The organism is Devosia sp. T2-14 (assembly GCF_055397495.1).
The window spans coordinates 1623361-1642343 of record NZ_AP027921.1 but is presented as its reverse complement, the minus strand read 5'-3'; the positions used below and the strand labels follow the sequence as shown (position 1 = coordinate 1642343).

The window sequence follows — 18983 nt, the reverse complement described above, 5'->3', positions numbered from 1 at the left end:
TGTAGGACTTATTGTTGCGACGGCCCCCTGCTGCCTAGCCTAGCCAGGTACAAACGGGAGGCCGCGATGGCATTTCACGTGGATGCACTCGTCACTTCGTCCGCCCCCGACCGCGCAGCGCCCCGATTGCTGTTCGGCTTGCCGGTCGATGCCTTTCGCATGGACGAGGCCGTGGACCGGTGCCGCGACGCGATGGAATCGCGCCAGCCCGTGCTGATCGGCGTGCTGAACGCCGCCAAGATCGTCAACCTCCGGCGGGATGGCGAACTGCGCGATGCCATTCTGGACTGCAACATGCTGCTTGCCGACGGCCAGGCCGTGGTCTGGGCCAGTCGCCTGCTCGGCCAACCCCTGCCCGAGCGCGTTGCCGGCATTGACCTGTTTGAGGAGCTGCTCGGGCTGGCCGATCGTCAGGGGCGGCGCATCTATCTGCTGGGTGCCAAGCCGGAGGTGCTGAACGCTCTGAAGCTGCGGATCGGCGAGCGCTGGCCGCGGCTGGTGATCGCGGGCAGCCATGATGGCTATTTCAATGACGAGCAGGCCGCCGCGATTGCCACCGATATCCGCGATGCCCACGCGGACATGCTGTTCCTCGGCATGCCATCGCCCAAGAAGGAAGTCTTCCTGCGCCGGTTCCAGCACCAGCTGGGCGTGCCGGTGCTGCATGGGGTTGGCGGCTCGTTCGACGTGCTCGCCGGCCTGACCAAGCGCGCGCCGAGCTCGATGCAGCGGATGGGCCTCGAATGGGCCTACCGCCTGCTGCAGGAGCCGGGCCGCATGTGGAAGCGCTACCTCGTCACCAACAGCGCCTTTATCGCCCTCACCTGCCGCGAAGCCATCCGCCCCAGCGCGCCGCTGGTTTCCACTTCCGCCCGCCCAACCCGATAACCCGCCTCAGTTACTCACAGGACACGCCCATGTTGAATGAAGTCTTTGCCGGCAGGCTCGCCGTGGTCGGAATGGGCTATATCGGCCTGCCGACCGCCACGGTGCTCGCGACCCGTGGCATCCAGGTCACCGGGGTTGACGTCAATCCGCGCATCGTCGAAGCGATTTCCCGCGGGGAGACACCCTTCATCGAACCCGACCTGGCGGTGGCCGTCAGCGGCGCCGTCGCCATGGGGCGGCTGTCGATGTCACGCGACGTGCCCGAGGCCGACGCCTTCATTATTGCCGTGCCGACCCCGTTCAACGAGGATCACACAGCCGACCTCTCCTATGTGCAGGCGGCGGCCGAGCAGGTGGCCCTCAAGCTGCAGCCGGGCAATATCGTGGTGCTGGAATCCACCAGCCCGCCCGGCACCACGGAAATGGTGAGCCGGTGGATCGGCGCCGTCCGCCCCGATCTCAAGATGCCGCATGTGGTTGGCAGCAGCAGCGACGTATTCGTTGCCCACTGCCCGGAACGCGTGCTGCCGGGCCGCATCATGATCGAGATGATCACCAACAATCGTGTCGTCGGCGGGCTGACCACCGCCTGCGCCATCAAGGCCGCCAGTATCTATCGGGTGTTCTCGCAAGGCGAGATCCTGTTGACGGACGCCGCCAGCGCCGAGATGGCCAAGCTGGTCGAGAATGCCTATCGCGACGTCAACATCGCCTTTGCCAACGAGCTGTCGCTGATCACCGAGTCCTTGCGGCTGGATGTGTGGGAGGTGATCCGCCTCGCCAACCAGCATCCGCGCGTCAACGTGCTCTCGCCCGGCCCCGGCGTCGGTGGACACTGCATTCCGGTCGACCCCTGGTTCATCGTGGCTGCGGCGCCCGAGCTCGCCAAGCTCATCCGCACGGCCCGCGAGGTCAATGACCACAAGCCGCATCATGTCGCCGACCAGGTTATCGCCAAGGCGCGGCGGTTCCGGTCGCCCTCGATTGCCTGCCTCGGTCTTACCTTCAAAGCCAATGTCGATGACGTCCGCGAGAGCCCGGCCGTTCATGTGGTGGGCCTGATTGCCAGCGCCCTGCCCGAGGTCGAGATCATGGTCGCCGACCCCTATGTGGAGGAGCTACCGCCCAAGCTGCATGGCAATGGCAATCTGCGGCTGGTCAATGCGGGAGACGCGGTGGATCAGGCCGATATCATCGTGCTCCTTGTGGAGCACGATGCGTTCAAGGCGCTGCGCCATACCCGCCACAACGGCAAGGTGATCTACGACACCCGCGGCGCCTGGGCCTGAGTTCGATCGAGGGCCGGCGCGAAATCCACCGGACGCGCCCCCAGACCAAAGAAATGCTCGATGGCACCCACGCAGCGATCCGCTGCGTGGCCGTCGCCATAGGGGTTCACGGCACGCGCCATCTGCTCATAGGCCGCCGTGTCGGTGAGAAGGGTGCTGACCTCATTGACGATCAGGTCTTCGTCTGTGCCCACCAGCCGCACCGTGCCGGCGACCACCGCTTCGGGGCGCTCGGTGGTTTCGCGCATCACCAGGACCGGCTTGCCCAGGCTGGGCGCCTCTTCCTGCACGCCACCGCTATCGGTGAGCACCAGGTCGGAGGCCTGCATCGCCGTGACGAAGTCGCAATAATCCAGCGGGTCGGTGATAACGACGTTTTCCAAATGCTGCAGTTCGGGCAGCAGGATTTCGCGCACTGCCGGGTTGAGATGGGCTGGGAGTAGCAGCTTGATTTCGGGGAAGTTCTTCGCCAGCCGCGCCATGGCCCGCGCGGCCCGCGCCATCGGTTCGCCCCAGGATTCACGGCGATGCGCCGTGACCAGGATCATGCGCTGCCCAAGCAGCCGGCGCAGGTCAGGATTGAGGGGCGCCACGCGGCGCGCCGCCACTTCGAGCAGAGCATCGATCACCGTATTGCCGGTGATGGCGATCCGCTCGGTGGGAATGGCTTCGGCCATCAAGTTGCGCATCGAGGTCTCGGTGGGCGCCAGATGCAGCGCCGCGATGCGCGAGACCATGCAGCGGTTGATTTCTTCGGGGAACGGATTGTAGGTCTCGAAGGTGCGCAGCCCGGCCTCGAGATGAATGACCGGCACCTTCTTGTAGAAGGCCGCCAAAGCCGCAGCGAAACAGGTCGTCGTGTCGCCCTGCACCAGAACGGCATCGGGCTTTTCCCGCTCGATGAGCGCCGACACCCCCTCAAGCGCGCGGCTGGTGATGCCTTCGAGCTGCTGGCGCTCGGCAAAGATATTCAGGTCGTGGTCGGGCACGATCCCGAAGAGACCATTGACCTGATCGAGCATCTGCCGGTGCTGCCCGGTGACGGCCACAACCACCTGCAGGTTGCTCGAGGCGGCAATGGCAGCGATCAGCGGCGCAACCTTGATGGCTTCGGGCCGCGTTCCGTAGACAACTAGGATCTTGTGCATCGAATTCATCCCCATGACCGCGCGTGCGGACAGTGGGAAAACGCTAAATCTCTGACAGCCCTGATAGAATACGCAAATCTTCCTAGCAGGGCGCAGATGCGGATGAAGGTCTTAACAACTCATACACCATGGCATTTAGGAAGGTGCCTACTGGCCGTGACAATTGCTGGGACGGCCTAGTCAGTGCGCTGTTAATAATTCGTTAAGCCTATCCGGACCGGCCAGCACACCGACAAAAAACCTATGAACCGAACACCATGGCCTAGCCGAGGGGCCCGAATGCCGGGTCCGGACGGACCGCAGTAGTTCGCTAGGCGCAGTTTCGTTGCAGCATGAACGGACTAGGCTACGTGAAGGGACCGTTGCCCCCGCGGGAGCGGTCCCTGCCAGTTAGCCAGTTGGTACGAGCAGGGGCGCCGGTAGATGATGGATCACATAGTCGATGAACCGCCGCGCCTCGACGCCACGCCAGCAGCGGTACACGCAAGCAGAGGGCAAGGCGTCTATGGGGTGGGCAAGCGCGCCCTGGACCTGGCGCTTGTGCTGGTCGGCGGACCATTCTTTCTGCCCCTCATCCTGATCCTCGCCATGCTGATCCGGCTCGACGGCAGTCCGGCCTTTTACCTGCAGCCGCGCATTGGCCGAAACGGCAGGATATTCCGGCTATGGAAGCTGCGGACCATGGTGCCCGACGCTGATACGGCGCTGGAGCAATATCTCGCCGCCAATCCAGCGGAACGGGCGGAATGGGACACCACGCAAAAGCTGCGGCACGATCCGCGCCTGACCCCGCTCGGCCGGCAATTGCGCCGCTACTCGTTCGATGAACTGCCCCAGCTATGGAACGTGCTGATCGGCGACATGAGCCTGGTGGGGCCGCGCCCGATGATGCCCTCGCAGCGCCTGCTCTATCATGGCACGGCCTATTTCGATTTCCGGCCGGGCCTGACCGGGCTCTGGCAAGTCAGCGAGCGCAACAATTGCAGCTTTGCCGAACGGGCGGGATACGACAATCGCTATGCCCAGACCGTATCGCTCGGCACCGATCTGCGCGTGCTGATGCAAACCGTGGGTGTAGTGTTTCGCGGCACCGGCGTCTGATGGCAGAATTACCGGCTGGCGTCGGCGAGGCCCGGACTGGGCGTACCGGCAGCTGCCGGCTGCATCTGCATCGTCACCTTCACCAGATCACCGGGAAGGAGCGTGCTGGCTTCGGTCGCCGACATGGTGACCGGCGTTCCGCTTTGCTGGCGCAGGATGGAATAGTTGAGCTCGGTCGTCGCGCCCAGCGCCGCCATGGTCTTGTCGTCGAAAGCGACGGACTGGTTCAGCATGCGCATGGTCGCGGTCTGTTGCTGGGTGAGCTTTTCCAGCCCGGCCTGCACGTCCTGAATCTGGTTGGCGACCTCGGACTGCTGATCATCGACGAGTTTGGCCAAATCGCGCTGGGACCGATTGAGGTTTTCGCGCGCGGTCATCGAGCCGATGATGTTGTCGAGCCGCTCGGAGCGCAGGTCCGCCAGCACCCGTTCGGCGTCGTTCTGCCGGGAGACCGTTGCCGATCCCGATGCAACCAGATCGGTGATGGTCGCCAGCTGCTTTTCGGCGCGGGCAATCTGGTCGGTGATCGCCTGCTCCTTCTGGCTCAGCGCATCGATCTCGGCATTGTAGAGCTCCGCAAGTTGCTCGAGCCCGGCCTTCTGGCGGGCCATGCCGTTCGTATGGGCATCAAAGATCAGCTTTTCCTGATCCATGATCTCGGCTGCCGTCGGATCGGACGGCGACAGGGTCGCGGGAAAATCGATCTTGTCGCCCAATGCCAATTCGGTCTTGAGCCGGGCCAGCCGCGCATTGCCGCGCAAGATTTCGCTGCCGAAGCCAATGAGATCGGATTCCAGCCTGATCGTTTCGGACATGCCGACGGCGGTATTGATTCGCTGTTCGCCACCGGCCAGCGCGAGCGCCTGCACAACGGTCATGCCCGGTCGATAATCGTACTGCCCAGGGGTCGAAACATTGCCGACGATATAGATGGGCGGATAGGCGGTCACCTGAACGGACGCGTCGGGGGCGTCGCGCAGGCCGAGCTTGGTCTGCAGGCGCCGGGCGATTTCCGCGCCAAGCTCGTCAGCCGTATAGCCGCTGACGTCGATGGCCCCGAGCGACGGCACGGTCACCGTGCCATCGGCCGCCACTTCGAACTCGCCTCCCAAAGCGTCCCATTTCTTGTAGTCGCCCAGCGAGGCGACGAACTGCACCACCGTCAGCCGGAACTTGGTCATCGGCGTCAGATGTGCGGTTTCAGCGGCGAGAGCAGGCGTGGAAACCGACGCCAGCAGCGCCCCCCAGAGCAGTACCTGGCGAGAAACCCGTCCCGAAAACTGCACGCTCTTCATAGCAAATGGCCGCCATTGACTGGGATAATTGCAGTGGCATGGTATCGCCGCCCCCCACCTCAAAGAAGCGCCTAGAGCGGTTTAGCTCATCGTAGGTAGCCCAGCCTAGTCCCTACCCTAGTTGAGGATGGCGATGCGCCAATAGCGCGAACTATTCTGCCAGCTTGTGGTGCCAGTGGTGAAGTGGACGAGCTGAATCGTGGGTTCTATCGCCAATATCGATTTCCGGTTTTACGTTGCGCTGTTCAAACGGCGCCTGCCCCTCTTCCTCACAGTAGTCGCCTTGGTCGGCGCCGTGTGCGTGGCGCTGGCCGTACTCTGGCCCGTCTCCTATCAGGCGACCGCCAAGATCCTGGTGGAGTCGCCGCAGATCCCGACCGATCTTGCCAAGTCCACCGTGCCGACCGGCGCCGCCGAACAATTCCAGATCATTCAGGAAGACGTGCTGTCCCGCCGGAGCCTATTGGCGCTGGCCGAGCAATTCGGCATCTATGCAGGCCGCTCGGACCTGACCAGCACCGACATGGCCGATGACATGATGCGGCGACTCGATATCGTGCCCATCCCCATTGGCACCGGCAGCGGCACGGGAGCCACGGTCTTTCAGATATCCTTCAAGGCCGACCGCCCCGATACGGCGGCCAATCTGGTGAACGAGCTGGTGAGCCTCATCCTCAAAAAGGACGTGGAACTGCGCACCGCGCGCGCCACCGAAACCGTGTCCTTCTTCAATGAGGAGACCCAGCGGCTCAATTCCGAATTGCGTGACCTCGATGGCCGCATCCTGGCGTTCAAGAATGACAACATCAACGCCCTGCCCGACAGCATCGATTTCCGCCGCAACCAGCAAACCAACCAGCAGGACCGCCTGCTGGCGCTGACGCAGGAAGAGGCGAGCTTGCGCAAGCGGCAGACCGCGCTGCAATCGCGCCCGCTTGAAAGCATCAATGCTGGGCCCACCACGCCCGAGGAGCAGAACCTGCAGGCGCTGCGCCAGTCCCTGGCCCAGCAACAGGCGCTGTTCGACGATAGCAGTCCAACCATCCAGACGCTGCGGACCCGCATCGCAAGCCTCGAATCTTCGCTGCTGGCCAGCAACTCCGCGGGCCCAGCGACCACCGGACCGCTGAGTTCACGCGACGCTGAACTGCTCGATATCTCCGACCGGCTGGCCGAGATCCAGCAGGAGCGCACCCTGATCAATACTGCCGTCAGCGATCTCACGGCGTCGATCGACGCGACACCCGGCAATGAGACCGTGCTCAACTCGCTGCAACGCGATCACCAGAACCTGCAGGCGCAATATGACTCTGCCATCGCGCGCCTCGCCGAAGCCTCCACCGGACAGCAGATCGAACTGCTGCTGAAGGGTGAGCGCCTGTCGCTGATCGACAGCGCCGTGCCGCCGCAGGTGCCCCAGGGCCCCAGGCAAAAAGTGCTGCTGCTGGCCAGCGCCATTGCCGCGCTGCTGGCGGGGCTTGCCGTCGTCATCGTGCCGGAACTGCTCAACCGTCGCATCCGCCGTCCGGCGGAGCTGGTCTCGCGCCTGCAGATCGCCCCCTACATCACGGTGCCTTATATCGAACGGCGGCGCTTCTTCCCGCTGCGCACGGCCATGCGGCTCAGCATGATCCTGCTGGTCCCGGCTTTGTTGCTGGCCACCCAGCTGTATTCGGGGCCAATCCAGAACCTCGTCGCCTTCACGTCAAACCAGCAATAGGCCTGTCATGACCATCGAAACCAGGATTGACACGACGGAGGGTGGGCGCACCCACCTCCGCACCGTCCTCAACCCGACGTCCTGGGCGCGGCTGGCGCCGCTGCCGGTTGATCCGCGCTGGATGGAAAAGCAGCGCATCGTTTCGTTCCAGCGCCGGCACCCGGCCGCCCTGGCCTTCGATATCATGCGCACCAAGCTGCTCAAGGATGCGCGCGAGCATGGCTGGCGCACCATCGGCATCACCGCCCCCACCGAAGGATGCGGCAAGGCGACGGTGGCGGCGAACCTCGCGATCAGCCTGACCAAGCATGAGAACGTGCGGGTGGGCCTGATCGATCTCGACCTGCGCCAGCCGCGCATCGCGCAGATCTTCGCCCATGTGGGGCAATATACGACCGCCGAGTTCCTGCTCGGAACCTGCATCATGGAGGATTTCATGGTGCGGATCGGCGACAATCTGGCGATCGGAGCGAGCCCCGATGCCAGCAGCTATCCGGCCGAACTGCTGCACAATGCCGGCACGGCCAACACGCTGGCGCGCCTGCGCGACGAGCTGGGCGCCGACATCATCATCTACAACCTGCCGCCCCTGTTGCGGAGCGACGACTGCCTGGGGCTGCTGCCGCTGGTCGAGAGCTCGATGCTCGTGGTCGGCGCCGAATACAGCACTGTCGATGACATCGATGTGAGCGAACGCCAGTTGCAGATGCAGACGCACCTGCATGGCGTTGTGCTCAACATGTGCCGCTACGAAGCCGACCAGAACAGCAACTTCCAGGTCTGACCCGGTTATTCTTCCCGGACTATTTTTCCCGGAAGGTATGGCGGAAGCGCGCCTCCACCGGGCCCATCAGGTAGGACCAGACGGTCCGCTCGCCGGTCTGGAAGAAGCTCTCGGCCGGCATGCCGGGCACCAGGTCCGCGCCTGCGGGGAGCTTGGCCATTTCGGTATCGGCAATGTCGACGCGCACCGAATAGTACTGCACGCCCGTGGCTCTATCCTGCAGCAGATCGGGCGAGATCGCGTCGACGCTGCCGGCCAAAGCCGGGGTGGAATTGGCATCGAAATTGAGCAGGCGCACCTCGGCAGCCTGACCGACGTGAAGACGGCTGACCTCGAGCGGGCTTACCCGGGTATCAATGACCAGGTGATCGGGTTCCGGCACGACCAGCATCAGCGTGTCGCCCGGCGCCACGACGCCGCCAATGGTGTGCACGGCTGCTTCGTGGATCGTGCCGGCCACCGGCGCACGAATTTCCAGCCGGGACAGGCGGGCCTGCGCGGCCAGCTGCTTTTCCATCAGCTCGGCGACCTGCTGGGAGGTCGTCTGCAACTGGCTCTGCGCTTCGGCGCGGAAATCGCTGATCGTCTGGTCCGACTGCATCCGCAGTTCGGCAATCGAGCTTTCGGTGGCAGAGATCGACGAGCGCACGCTGGCGATCTGGCCGGACAGTTCGGCCTCGCTGCGCTTCATTTCGTTGACGCGCTGGTTCGAGACCAGTTCCTTGCCCTGCAGGGTCTGCAACTGGTTGAGTTCCTCGCGCACCACCGACAACTGGCTGTCAAAGGCCTCAAGCTGGGACTCGAACCCCGTAATGACCGAGCGCTTCTCGGTGATCAATTCGTTGATGCGTGCGGCGGCGCTATCCTGCGAGGCCTTGCGCGAGCGCATCAAGCGCTGCTGCTCGCCCATGACGACGCGCAGCTTGGGATCGACCGCGAGAGTGCCCGGCAAGGCAGGCATTTCCATCGCGGCTTCGCCCGTGCTCTCTGCAGTCAGGCGCGCCTTGGCGCCCAGGGCTTCACGCAACTGAGCCATCACGACTTCCAGTTCAGCGCGCGCATAAACGTCGTCGAGCGTGACCAGCAGCTGGCCCGCCTCAACCACTTCGTTGTTGCGCACGAGGATCTGCTTGACCACGCCGCCTTCGGGGTGCTGGACCTTGCGCGAGCCACCTTCGACGACGACGACACCGCTGGACACTACCGCGCTCTCGACGCGTGCCGTTGCCGACCAGCCGCCGAGCCCGACAACGAGGGCGGCAATCAGCCCGGTGCCCATCAGCGCGTGACGGCGCAGGCTGTGCAGGTTCCGGTCAAACGGGCTCTGGTTGGAGTCACCGCGATCAAGTTTCTTCAGGACTTTAAGCACTTTGCTGCCTCACCATGGTTGGTGGAACGGAGATCTGGTGCAGCACGAGATCCTTGTCGCCGAATGCGACCTGTCTTCCATCACGCATGAACAGAAGCTTGTTGAGAGCCGAAATGGCACTTGGGCGATGCGCCACGACGACGACAATGGCGCCGCGTTTGCGGGCATCCGAAATGGCCTCGGACAGGGCGCCGTCGCCTTCCATGTCGAGGTTGGAGTTTGGTTCGTCGAGAATGATCAAGAACGGGTCACCATAGAGGGCGCGGGCCAAGCCGATGCGCTGGCGCTGGCCTGCCGAAAGGCTATTGCCCTGCGAGCCAATCCGCGTCTCGTAGCCATCGGGCAGCGAGATGATGAAATCGTGCACGCGCGCAGCCTTGGCGGCCCGCAGGATGGCGCCGGTATCGTGGTTCTGATTGAAGCGGCCGATATTCTCGGCAATCGTGCCATCGAGCAATTCCACTGACTGCGGCAGGTAGCCAATGGCCCCGCCCAGCTTGGTGGGATCGAAGTGGGTGAGCTCGGAGCCATCAAGGCGAATGGCCCCACGCAGCACCGGCCAGACGCCAACCAAGGCGCGCGCCACCGATGACTTCCCGGCCCCGGATGGGCCGATAATGCCCAGACCGTCACCGGCATTAAGCTTGAAATCGACGCCGATAACGGCCGGATCGCGCGTGCGATCAATGCCCGTCGTCAGGGATTCCACGCCCAGCGTTTCGGAGGGCAGCGGGAGTTCGGTCGGACGGGGCATCTGGCCGCTGAGGGCCAGAACGCGCAGCAGGCGGTCCCAAGCCTGGCGCGCACCGACAAAGCTGCGCCACTGCGCCACGACCTGCTCGATCGGCGCCAGGGCGCGCGAGGACAGGATCGAAGCCGCGATCATCACGCCGCCGGTGGCCTGGCCCTGGATCACCAGGAACGCGCCCACGGCCAGAACCGAGGACTGCAGCAGATAGCGCACGCCCTTGGTGATGGAGCTGTAAAAGGCGGTACGGTCGGATGATCGCTGCTGGGTGCGGGCCAGATTGTCGGCTGCCTGCGACCAACGGCCGGTGACGGCGCCCAGCATGCCCATGGCAACGATGGATTCCGCATTGGCTTCGGCGTCGCCGGTCAGCGCAGCCCGCTCGCCAGCGGCAACTGTGGTCGCCTGTGCCGGGCGCCGCGAATGGAGTTCGTTGATCACCAGCAGGCCGGCAATCAGGATACCGCCGCCCAAGGCAAGGCTGCCGAGCAGAGGGTGGAGAAAAAAGGCCAGCACCAGATAGATCGGCACCCACGGCACGTCGAGGAGCGAAATGGCGCCGGGGCCTGATACGAAGAGGCGGACGACGTCGAGGTCGTGCACCGGATTGGCCCCGCGGCCATTGACGCCGGCGAGCTTGAGCCGCACCGCCATCGGGAAAATACGCTCGGCAAGACGGTCCTGAATGAGACCGCCCAGCCGAACGGCCATTCGCGACCTGACCCATTCGATCATCGCGTAAAAGCCATAAAGCACCACGACCAATGCCGTGAGTGCCACCAGCGTTTCTACTGATCGGCTCGGCAATACGCGGTCATAAACCTGCAGCATGAACACCGAACCGGTCAGCATCAGGATGTTGGAGGTAACACTAAGGGCGAAAAGTACTGCGATCTGGCCACGCGCCAGACGCACGACGTCCGCTAGTGGGCTGGCCCCAGCTCCGTTTTGCATGCTCGTCAATGTTGGATCCCTTCGACTTCATCGGCAGGTCTTTTTGCCGAGGCGACCCATCAAATGCCAAAAGGTGTCCCAATTGAGGACAGTTCCGGCGTGTTTTGTCGCAGCCCCGCAACAGATGGTTAACAGCCTCCCTCGATCGGGCGTATCAATCGAAATATCGATCGTTTCGGAAGGGTAGTCCATTCGATCTATAGTTTCGAAAGCAGGCCGATCAACATTTGCCAACTACAGTCTATCGAAGCAAATTTGGCATGAAAGGCTAACTCCATTGAGAAATTGCCGACCACGAACGCCCTGATAACTTTCCTCAACGATCGATCGGACGCCGCCTGCACGGCGATAAACCCGGTCGGCATATGGGGTCAGCTCAATGTTGAAGCAGGTCGCGCTGGGAGACGGGGTTGTTATTTACCAGCCTGAACTCGTCAATCTCTACGAATGCTCGATTGGCGCAGGCTCCCGCATCGGCGCTTTTGTCGAGATTCAGAAAAATGCGGTCGTCGGCAAAAACTGCAAAATTTCCAGCCACAGCTTCATTTGCGAAGGGGTGACGATTGAGGATGGGGTGTTCATCGGCCATGGCGTGATGTTCACCAACGACCTCTATCCCCGCGCCACTACCGACGATGGCGCCCTGCAGGGCAGCGCTGACTGGACCGTGCTTCCCACCATCGTGCGCAGCAATGCTTCCATCGGCAGCAATGCCACCATTCTGCCCGGTGTCACCATCGGCAAGGGCGCGCTTGTCGGTGCCGGGGCCGTGGTTACCCGCGACGTGCCCGCTGGCGCGGTCGTCGCCGGGGTACCCGCACGCCTGGTTAGCTCAGGCGCATCGTCGCGCAAAACCAGACAACATGAAGGGCTCCAGCAATGATCGGCATTGGTGTGATTGGCTATGGGTATTGGGGCCCTAACCTCGTCCGCAATTTCGCAGATATTTCCAGCGTCGACCTGCGCTGGGTGTGCGACCTGCAGACCGAGCGCCTGGCGCGGCTGCGGCTGCGCTATCCCGCAGTGCAGATCACCGAGGACATGACCACGGTACTTGCCGATCCCAAGGTGGATGCCGTGGCGATCGCCACGCCGGTATCGACCCATTTCGATCTCGCCATGCAGGCGCTGAAAGCTGGCAAAAGCGTCTTCGTCGAAAAACCGATCACAGCAACGTCGGAAGAAGCCCAGCGATTGATCGAAGAGGCCGACAAGCGCGGTCTCGTCATCGCCGTCGACCACACCTTCATTCATACCGGCGCGGTGAAAAAGCTGCGCGAGCTGATCAAGGGCGACCTCGGCGAGGTCTACTATTATGACTCGGTGCGGGTGAACCTGGGCATGTTCCAGCGCGATGTCAGCGTCATGTGGGACCTGGCCGTGCATGACCTGTCGATCATGGACTTCGTGCTCGATGCGCGCCCCGTCGCGGTGTCGGCCATTGGCATGGCCCATGTCGATGGCTCGCCGGAGAACATCGCCTATCTAAACCTGCATTTCGACTGCAAGCTGATGGCGCATGTCCACGTCAACTGGCTCGCACCACTGAAGGTGCGGCGCACTCTGGTTGGGGGCAGCAACAAGATGGTGGTCTATGACGACCTCGAGCCCAGCGAGAAGATCAAGGTCTATGACCGCGGCATCACGCTTGACCCGATGGCTCCCAAGGCCGGCGAGCGGATCAACCAGATGCGCATCGGCTATCGGGCCGGCGACATGTTTGCGCCGCAGCTCGATATCGTCGAGGCGCTGGGCGCCGAACTCAGCGAATTCGTCACCTGCGTCGAACAGGGCAAGGCGCCCATAGCCGATGGTGCGGCCGGCCTGCGCGTGGTGCGGATCCTCGAAGCGGCGACCCGTTCGATGGCCAATGGCGGCGTCGTGGTCAAACTCCCCGGGGAGCGCGTGCTCGCATGATTCCGTTTCTTAATCTCAAGGCCCAGTATGCGGGCATCCAGGCGCAGGTCGAAGCGGCAGCGCTGGGCGTGTTGCGCTCGGGGCATTTTGTGCTCGGACCCGAAGTCGCGGCGCTGGAGGAAGAGTTCGCTGCCTATTGCGGCACCCGGCACGCCATTGCGGTCAATTCCGGCACGAGCGCCCTGCATCTGGCATTGCTGGCGGCAGGGGTGGCCGCGGGCGATGAAGTCATCACCACCCCCTTCACCTTTGTCGCGACGGCCGCTGCCATCCGCTATATCGGCGCGCGCCCGGTCTTCGTCGATATCGATCCGGCGACGTTCACCATCCACCCGTCCCGCATCGAGAAGGCCATCACGGCGCGGACCCGCGCGATCATCCCCGTGCACCTCTATGGGCAAATGGCGGAGATGGACGACATCCTGCGGATCGCCAGCAAGCACGGGCTCTCGGTGATCGAGGACGCCTGCCAGGCCCATGGCGCGACCTATCGCGGCAGCCGCGCCGGCAGCATGGGGCTGTCGGGGTGCTTCAGCTTCTATCCCGGCAAGAATCTGGGCGCTTATGGCGAAGGCGGCATGATCGTCACCAACAGCGACGAGCAGGCCCGGCAGATGCGCATGCAGCGCGACTGGGGCCAGGACCGGCGCTACCACCACGTACTGGAAGGCTACAACTACCGCATGGACGCGATCCAGGGCGCCGTCCTGCGGGTCAAGCTGCGCCATCTCGAGGCATGGACCGAGGCCCGGCGCTCGCGTGCCCGGCTCTACCAGAAGCTGCTGGCCGACAGCCCGTTCGCGGTGCCCCAGGAGGCCGAGGGGCGTCGCCATGTGTGGCACATCTTTGCCGTGCGTACGCGCGCGCGCGCGACGCTGCAGGAATTTCTGACGCGCGAAGGCGTCGAAACCGGGCTGCACTACCCAATCCCGGTGCACCTGCAGCCGGCCCATGCCGACCTTGGCTATGTGCGCGGGGATTTCCCGGAAGCCGAAGCTGCGGCCGACAGCGTGCTGTCGCTGCCTATCTACCCCGAACTCGCCGACCGCGAGGTCGAGATCATTTCCGAACTGCTACGACAGGATGCCGAAGTTGCTTGACGAGCTCGAGACCAGCACGAACGTTCAGTCGATCCATGGGCGACGCGACATCGCCAGTGACCCGGCATTCGAAGCGGGGCTGGTGGCCTGGGTGCACGAACAATATGGCACTGCGGGCCTGCAGGACCTCTATACCCGCTTCGCCATCGGCGAAGGGCGGTTTGATGCGCTGATGCGCAAGATCATCTGGAAGACCAGCGCCCGCTCCTGTGGGTCGGGCCTGCGCGTCGATAGCCAGGCCGGGTTCAAGCATATCGAGACCTTCGATATCGGCGCCAATGTCTTTGTCGGCACCGGTGCTTTCATCCAGGGGCGGTTCGACGGTACCTGCGTGATCGGCAACCATGTCTGGATCGGCCCGCATGCCTATCTCGACGCCCGCAACCTGATCCTCGGCGACTATGTCGGTTGGGGCCCCGGGGCCAAGGTGCTGGGCTCGCAGCATACGGGTATTCCCATCAGTGAACCGGTCATCGCCACCGACCTGCAAGTGCGGCCGGTCCGTGTCGGGGCAGGCGCCGATATCGGCACCAATGCCACCATCTTGCCGGGGGTCTCCATCGGAGAGGGCGCCATTATCGGCGCTGGTGCGGTGGTGACCAGCGACATACCCGCCTACGCCGTCGCGGCCGGAGTGCCGGCCCGCGTGTTGCGCAAGCGCTAGTTCAACTCACTTCAAGACAGGATCGCGACATGGGAAGCGACTTCATGCAGGGCAAGCGGGTACTCATCACCGGCGGCGCCGGCCTGATCGGCTCTCATATTGCCGACCTGGTCGCCGCGCAGGCCCCGGCAGAAATCGTGGTGCTCGACAACTTCACCCGGGGGCGTCTCGACAATCTGGCGACAGCGCAGAAGACCGGATTGGTCACGATCGTGCGGGGCGATATACGCGACGTCGAGCTGGTCAATGCCACCATGAAGGGCATCGACATCGTCTTTCACCAGGCAGCGATCCGCATCACCCAATGCGCCGAAGATCCGCGCCTCGCCCATGACGTGCTGGCCACCGGTACCTTCAACGTGGTCGAGGCTGCCGTAGCCGCCAAGGTCCAGAAAGTTGTCGCGGCGTCGTCTGCTTCGGTGCTCGGCGCGGCCGATGTCTTCCCGACGACCGAACTGCACCACCCCTACAACAACCGCACCATCTATGGCGCGGCCAAGACCTATAATGAGTGTCTGCTGCGCAGCTTCCACGAAATGTACGCCCTGCCCTATGTGGCGCTGCGCTACTTCAACGTCTATGGCCCGCGCATGGACGTGTATGGCGCCTATACTGAGGTGCTGATCCGCTGGATGGAACGCATCGGATCGGGCCAGCCGCCGATCATCATGGGCGATGGCAGCCAGACCATGGATTTCGTCAATGTGCGCGACATTGCGCGCGCCAATGTGCTGGCGGCCGCATCATCCGCCTCGGACACCGTCTATAATGTCGCCAGCGGCACCGAGACCAGTCTCAACGACCTGGCCCGGGCCCTGCTTCGCGTGATGGGATCAAGCCTGGCGCCGGTCCATGAACCGGCCCGCAAGGTCAATCCTGTGGCGCGCCGCCTCGCCTCCACCGAAAAGGCCGTGCGAGACCTGGGCTTCCGCGCCGAGATTACGCTGGATGCGGGCCTGCGCGAACTGGTGAGCTGGTGGCAGGCCAGTCGGCAGCTGGAAAGGAGCGATGTCGCATGAGTGCCACGCGCCTGATTCCGGTCGCCAAACCCGTTCTGGGTGAGGCCGAAGCCGATGCCGCTCGCCGGGTGATCCTGTCGGGCTGGGTGACCCAGGGGCCGGAAGTGGCCCGCTTCGAGGAGGCCTTCGCCGCCTATGTCGGCGCACCCCATGCCGTCGCCGTTTCCAATTGCACCACGGCACTGCACCTGGCGCTGATGGCGGTTGGCGTCGGGCCCGGCGACGAGGTTATCACCGTCAGCCATTCTTTCATCGCCACCAGCAATGCCGTACGCTATTGCGGCGCGACACCGGTCTTCGTCGACATCGAGGCCGACGGCTTCAACATCGATCCGCACCGCATCGCTGCGGCGATCTCGGCGCGCACCAAAGCAATCCTCTGCGTGCACCAGCTCGGCATGCCCTGCGACATGGCGCAGATCCTCTCGGTCGCACGCGCGCACGGCATCAAGGTGATCGAGGACGCCGCCTGCGCGACCGGCAGCGAGATGCTGGTGGATGGCCAGTGGCAGCTCATCGGGGCGCCGCATGGCGACATTGCCTGCTTCTCCTTTCATCCGCGCAAGGTGGTGACGACAGGCGACGGCGGCATGCTGACCACGGCCAACCCGGACTATGACCGCCAGTTCCGGCTGCTGCGCCAACATGCCATGACCGTTCCGGATACGGTGCGGCATGGTTCCAGCCAGGTCATCTTCGAGAGCTATGACGAGGTCGGCTACAATTACCGGATGACCGACGTGCAGGCGGCGATCGGCCGGGTGCAGCTCGAGCGCCTCCCCGAGATCATCGCAGCCCGACGCAGGCTGGCCGCACTCTATACAGCAGCGTTCTCGCAGAGCAGTGAAGGCATACGCCCCCCGAGGGAGCCCGACTGGGCTCGCAGCAACTGGCAGAGCTACTGCGTCACCCTGCCGGAGCACGTCGATCAGGTGGCGGTCATGCAGACCCTGCTTGATCAGGGCATTTCAACGCGGCGCGGGGTGATGAACGCTCACCTTGAACCGGCCTACCAGGGCAAGGGGATGCACCGCGCGGCGGGCAGCCTGACCCATTCCGAGCAGGCGCAGGCGCGGACCCTGATCCTGCCGCTCTTCGTGCAGATGAGCGAAGACGACGTTCATCACGTCGCCAGTGCTCTGCTATCTGCCGTGGCCCGGGTGCCGGAACCAGCGCTTTAGCTCACGCCGCCTTGTGTCGGAGCAGGGAATGGACCAGCGGCCGCAATGCCGCTGGTATCCAGTTTTGCGGCATCAGGCGCACCAGTTGGGACAGTGAATACCAGCTCGCCAGCGCCGTCCCCACCAGCCCCACCGCCAACCCCGCCCAGAACGGCAGTGCTTCCACCGCCACCAGCACGGCAAGGGTCAGGCCGACAAAGCCCAGGCCGAGCCGGTAGTTTTCCGCCGACCAACGGAACCCACTCATCTGCCGTACGAGGAAATAGATCAGCAGCCCGTGCCACACATAAAGCCCGGCAAAGGCGACGCCGACGCCGGCAAGCCCGATGCCTTGCAACAGCAGCCAGGCCAGTCCCACGTGCAGGACATTGGCCGCGACCTCGGTCCAGAAGAATACCTTCTGGCGGCCCTTGGCGAGGATAACAAAGCCCATCGGCCAGGCAACGACCCGCAACAGCATGCCCAGGCAGAACCAGCGCAGCAGCGGCACCGCGTCGGCGAACTGGTTGGAATAGAACACGACCATCACAAGCGGCGACAGCGACAGCGTGGCGAGCAGACCCGGCCCGGCCAACAGCATGCTGACGCGCGCCTGTTCGTTGACGAGGCGATTGCAGGCGGCATCGTCGTTCGCCATGGCCGACAGGCGCGGATAGAAATCCGTCCCCATGGCCTGGAGGATAAACCCGACATAGATGCCGCCCAGTGCCCAGGCGGCCTGATAATTCCCGGCGGCATCGACGCCCGCCTTCTGGACGATCAGGATGCGGATGGCGAAGGCGGCCCCGGCGGTGAGCAGCCCACTGGCCATGAAGGCGAAGCCCAGCGCCAGCAGCATGCGCGTCTCGGACCGGATCTCGCCCAGCGAGAGACGAACGCGCGGCAGGGCGATCTTGCGGCAATACCAGAGAGCCGCGACCCAGGAGGTCAGCGCCACCGCGACCAGCGACGGCACTACGCCCGCCTCCCCCAGAAAGTAGACCAGCGGAATGGCTGCGGCCGTATTGAGCACGGCCCCGACCACCGTCATGCGCGCCAGATCGCCGATGCGGCGTGTGCCCTGGATGATGGCGCTGGGGGCGCCCGCGATAATGCGCAAGAAGACGGCGAGGCCAATCAGCATCACCGCCGAGGCGCGCGCCTCGGACCCGAAGGTCAGCGCCGAAATCGGCCCGGCCAGGGCAAGCAGGCCCAGCGCGCCAATCGCGCCCAGCACCAGAGAGACCAAGGTCAACACCCGCGCAATGGTTGCGATGCGAGTGACATCCCCTGTCGAGGTGGCGAGCGCCACCTGCCGCACGCCGCTGGATTGCACACCCAGCCCAACCACGCTTGCGCTGAGATCAAGGATGACGCTGTAGAGACCGAACAGCCCGATGCCCGCCGGCCCGAGCAAGACCGCGAGCACCTTGAGGCGCAGCACGGACATGGCGATGTTGATAAGCGAAGAAGCGCCCATGAGTGACGTCGACTTCAGAATATCCCCATAGCGCGAGTGGGAAGTCTCTCGCCCGGCCGATGCGCTGTTCACCGATGGTCCTCAGGTCTCTTCGTCCTGTGACCGTCTCAGGACACACGTTCCGCTGCAATTCGCCGAAAAATGACAAACAGGTGAGTCGGCTAATCCCTACGGCTTAGCCGAAATGCGGCGAAACCGTGCAATTCCGGGCAAAAACCGCTGATGGAACCGTTGCCAAAGTGCCACAAAATCACTTTTCGACGATGAAAATGCGATTTTCTGGCCGAAGCGGGGTCTGCGGAAGCCCGACTCACTGGAACCGAATCAGCGAATAAGCTCAAAGAATT

Annotated in this window: 16 protein-coding genes; 11 read left to right on the top strand and 5 right to left on the bottom strand. The window is 63.8% G+C overall.

The window, feature by feature from the left end; all coding sequences use genetic code 11:
* Positions 1 to 66: 66 nt before the first annotated feature.
* Together ACZ5WT_RS08145 and wecC are read left to right on the top strand one after the other, a co-directional pair.
* Entirely contained in the window at positions 67 to 888 is an 822-nt protein-coding gene (locus tag ACZ5WT_RS08145; RefSeq protein WP_464286868.1) for a WecB/TagA/CpsF family glycosyltransferase, read from the top strand.
* A 29-nt stretch (positions 889 to 917) separates the two neighbouring features.
* A complete protein-coding gene (wecC, locus tag ACZ5WT_RS08140) occupies positions 918 to 2177 on the top strand; it encodes a UDP-N-acetyl-D-mannosamine dehydrogenase (RefSeq protein ID WP_464286867.1) in 1260 nt (419 codons plus the stop codon).
* Here the strand turns inward: wecC and wecB are convergent.
* Positions 2150 to 3325 (bottom strand): non-hydrolyzing UDP-N-acetylglucosamine 2-epimerase, encoded by a 1176-nt coding sequence (gene wecB, locus ACZ5WT_RS08135; protein WP_464286866.1) that lies wholly within the window; start codon positions 3323 to 3325, stop codon positions 2150 to 2152. The two genes, wecC and wecB, sit on opposite strands and share 28 nt — an antisense overlap.
* Before the next feature lie 423 nt (positions 3326 to 3748).
* Between wecB and ACZ5WT_RS08130 the strand changes: the two genes are divergently transcribed.
* Positions 3749 to 4426, top strand: a complete 678-nt coding sequence (locus ACZ5WT_RS08130; protein WP_464286865.1) for a sugar transferase — start codon at positions 3749 to 3751, stop codon at positions 4424 to 4426.
* A gap of 8 nt (positions 4427 to 4434) precedes the next feature.
* Here the strand turns inward: ACZ5WT_RS08130 and ACZ5WT_RS08125 are convergent, their stop codons facing one another.
* Positions 4435 to 5721, bottom strand: coding sequence for a polysaccharide biosynthesis/export family protein (locus ACZ5WT_RS08125; protein WP_464286864.1), 1287 nt, complete (start codon positions 5719 to 5721; stop codon positions 4435 to 4437).
* Between the two features lie 199 nt (positions 5722 to 5920).
* Here ACZ5WT_RS08125 and ACZ5WT_RS08120 point away from each other — a divergent pair, with 199 nt between their 5' ends.
* Together ACZ5WT_RS08120 and ACZ5WT_RS08115 are read left to right on the top strand one after the other, a co-directional pair.
* The gene (locus tag ACZ5WT_RS08120) at positions 5921 to 7441 is read left to right on the top strand and encodes a GumC family protein (protein ID WP_464286863.1); all 1521 of its coding nucleotides are present in this window, start codon (positions 5921 to 5923) and stop codon (positions 7439 to 7441) included.
* Between the two features lie 7 nt (positions 7442 to 7448).
* A complete protein-coding gene (locus ACZ5WT_RS08115) occupies positions 7449 to 8225 on the top strand; it encodes a CpsD/CapB family tyrosine-protein kinase (protein ID WP_464286862.1) in 777 nt (258 codons plus the stop codon).
* 19 nt (positions 8226 to 8244) lie between these two features.
* Here ACZ5WT_RS08115 and ACZ5WT_RS08110 read toward each other — a convergent pair whose 3' ends face one another.
* Together ACZ5WT_RS08110 and ACZ5WT_RS08105 are read right to left on the bottom strand one after the other, a co-directional pair.
* A complete protein-coding gene (locus tag ACZ5WT_RS08110; protein ID WP_464286861.1) occupies positions 8245 to 9594 on the bottom strand; it encodes an HlyD family type I secretion periplasmic adaptor subunit in 1350 nt (449 codons plus the stop codon).
* The gene (locus tag ACZ5WT_RS08105) at positions 9587 to 11296 is read right to left on the bottom strand and encodes a type I secretion system permease/ATPase (protein WP_464287171.1); all 1710 of its coding nucleotides are present in this window, start codon (positions 11294 to 11296) and stop codon (positions 9587 to 9589) included. Before ACZ5WT_RS08105 ends, ACZ5WT_RS08110 begins: the two co-directional genes overlap by 8 nt.
* 379 nt (positions 11297 to 11675) lie before the next feature.
* Here ACZ5WT_RS08105 and ACZ5WT_RS08100 point away from each other — a divergent pair, with 379 nt between their 5' ends.
* The 6 genes from ACZ5WT_RS08100 to ACZ5WT_RS08075 are packed head-to-tail and all read left to right on the top strand — an operon-like array spanning position 11676 to position 17177.
* Positions 11676 to 12179, top strand: coding sequence for an acyltransferase (locus tag ACZ5WT_RS08100; protein ID WP_464286860.1), 504 nt, complete (start codon positions 11676 to 11678; stop codon positions 12177 to 12179).
* Entirely contained in the window at positions 12176 to 13213 is a 1038-nt protein-coding gene (locus ACZ5WT_RS08095) for a Gfo/Idh/MocA family protein (protein ID WP_464286859.1), read from the top strand. The genes ACZ5WT_RS08100 and ACZ5WT_RS08095 overlap by 4 nt, the downstream gene beginning before the upstream one ends.
* Entirely contained in the window at positions 13210 to 14313 is a 1104-nt protein-coding gene (locus ACZ5WT_RS08090) for a DegT/DnrJ/EryC1/StrS family aminotransferase (protein WP_464286858.1), read from the top strand. Before ACZ5WT_RS08095 ends, ACZ5WT_RS08090 begins: the two co-directional genes overlap by 4 nt.
* Positions 14306 to 14977, top strand: coding sequence for an acyltransferase (locus ACZ5WT_RS08085; protein ID WP_464286857.1), 672 nt, complete (start codon positions 14306 to 14308; stop codon positions 14975 to 14977). Before ACZ5WT_RS08090 ends, ACZ5WT_RS08085 begins: the two co-directional genes overlap by 8 nt.
* A gap of 44 nt (positions 14978 to 15021) precedes the next feature.
* The gene (locus tag ACZ5WT_RS08080; RefSeq protein ID WP_464287170.1) at positions 15022 to 15996 is read left to right on the top strand and encodes an NAD-dependent epimerase/dehydratase family protein; all 975 of its coding nucleotides are present in this window, start codon (positions 15022 to 15024) and stop codon (positions 15994 to 15996) included.
* Positions 15993 to 17177 carry a DegT/DnrJ/EryC1/StrS family aminotransferase gene (locus ACZ5WT_RS08075; RefSeq protein ID WP_464286856.1) on the top strand — a complete coding sequence of 395 codons (1185 nt, stop codon included), beginning with the start codon at positions 15993 to 15995 and terminating at the stop codon, positions 17175 to 17177. The genes ACZ5WT_RS08080 and ACZ5WT_RS08075 overlap by 4 nt, the downstream gene beginning before the upstream one ends.
* 1 nt (position 17178) lies before the next feature.
* On the opposite strand, the gene ACZ5WT_RS08070 is transcribed toward ACZ5WT_RS08075, so the two are convergent.
* Positions 17179 to 18636: an O-antigen translocase gene (locus tag ACZ5WT_RS08070; RefSeq protein WP_464286855.1), complete on the bottom strand. Its 1458-nt coding sequence runs from the start codon at positions 18634 to 18636 to the stop codon at positions 17179 to 17181.
* Positions 18637 to 18983 lie beyond the last annotated feature (347 nt).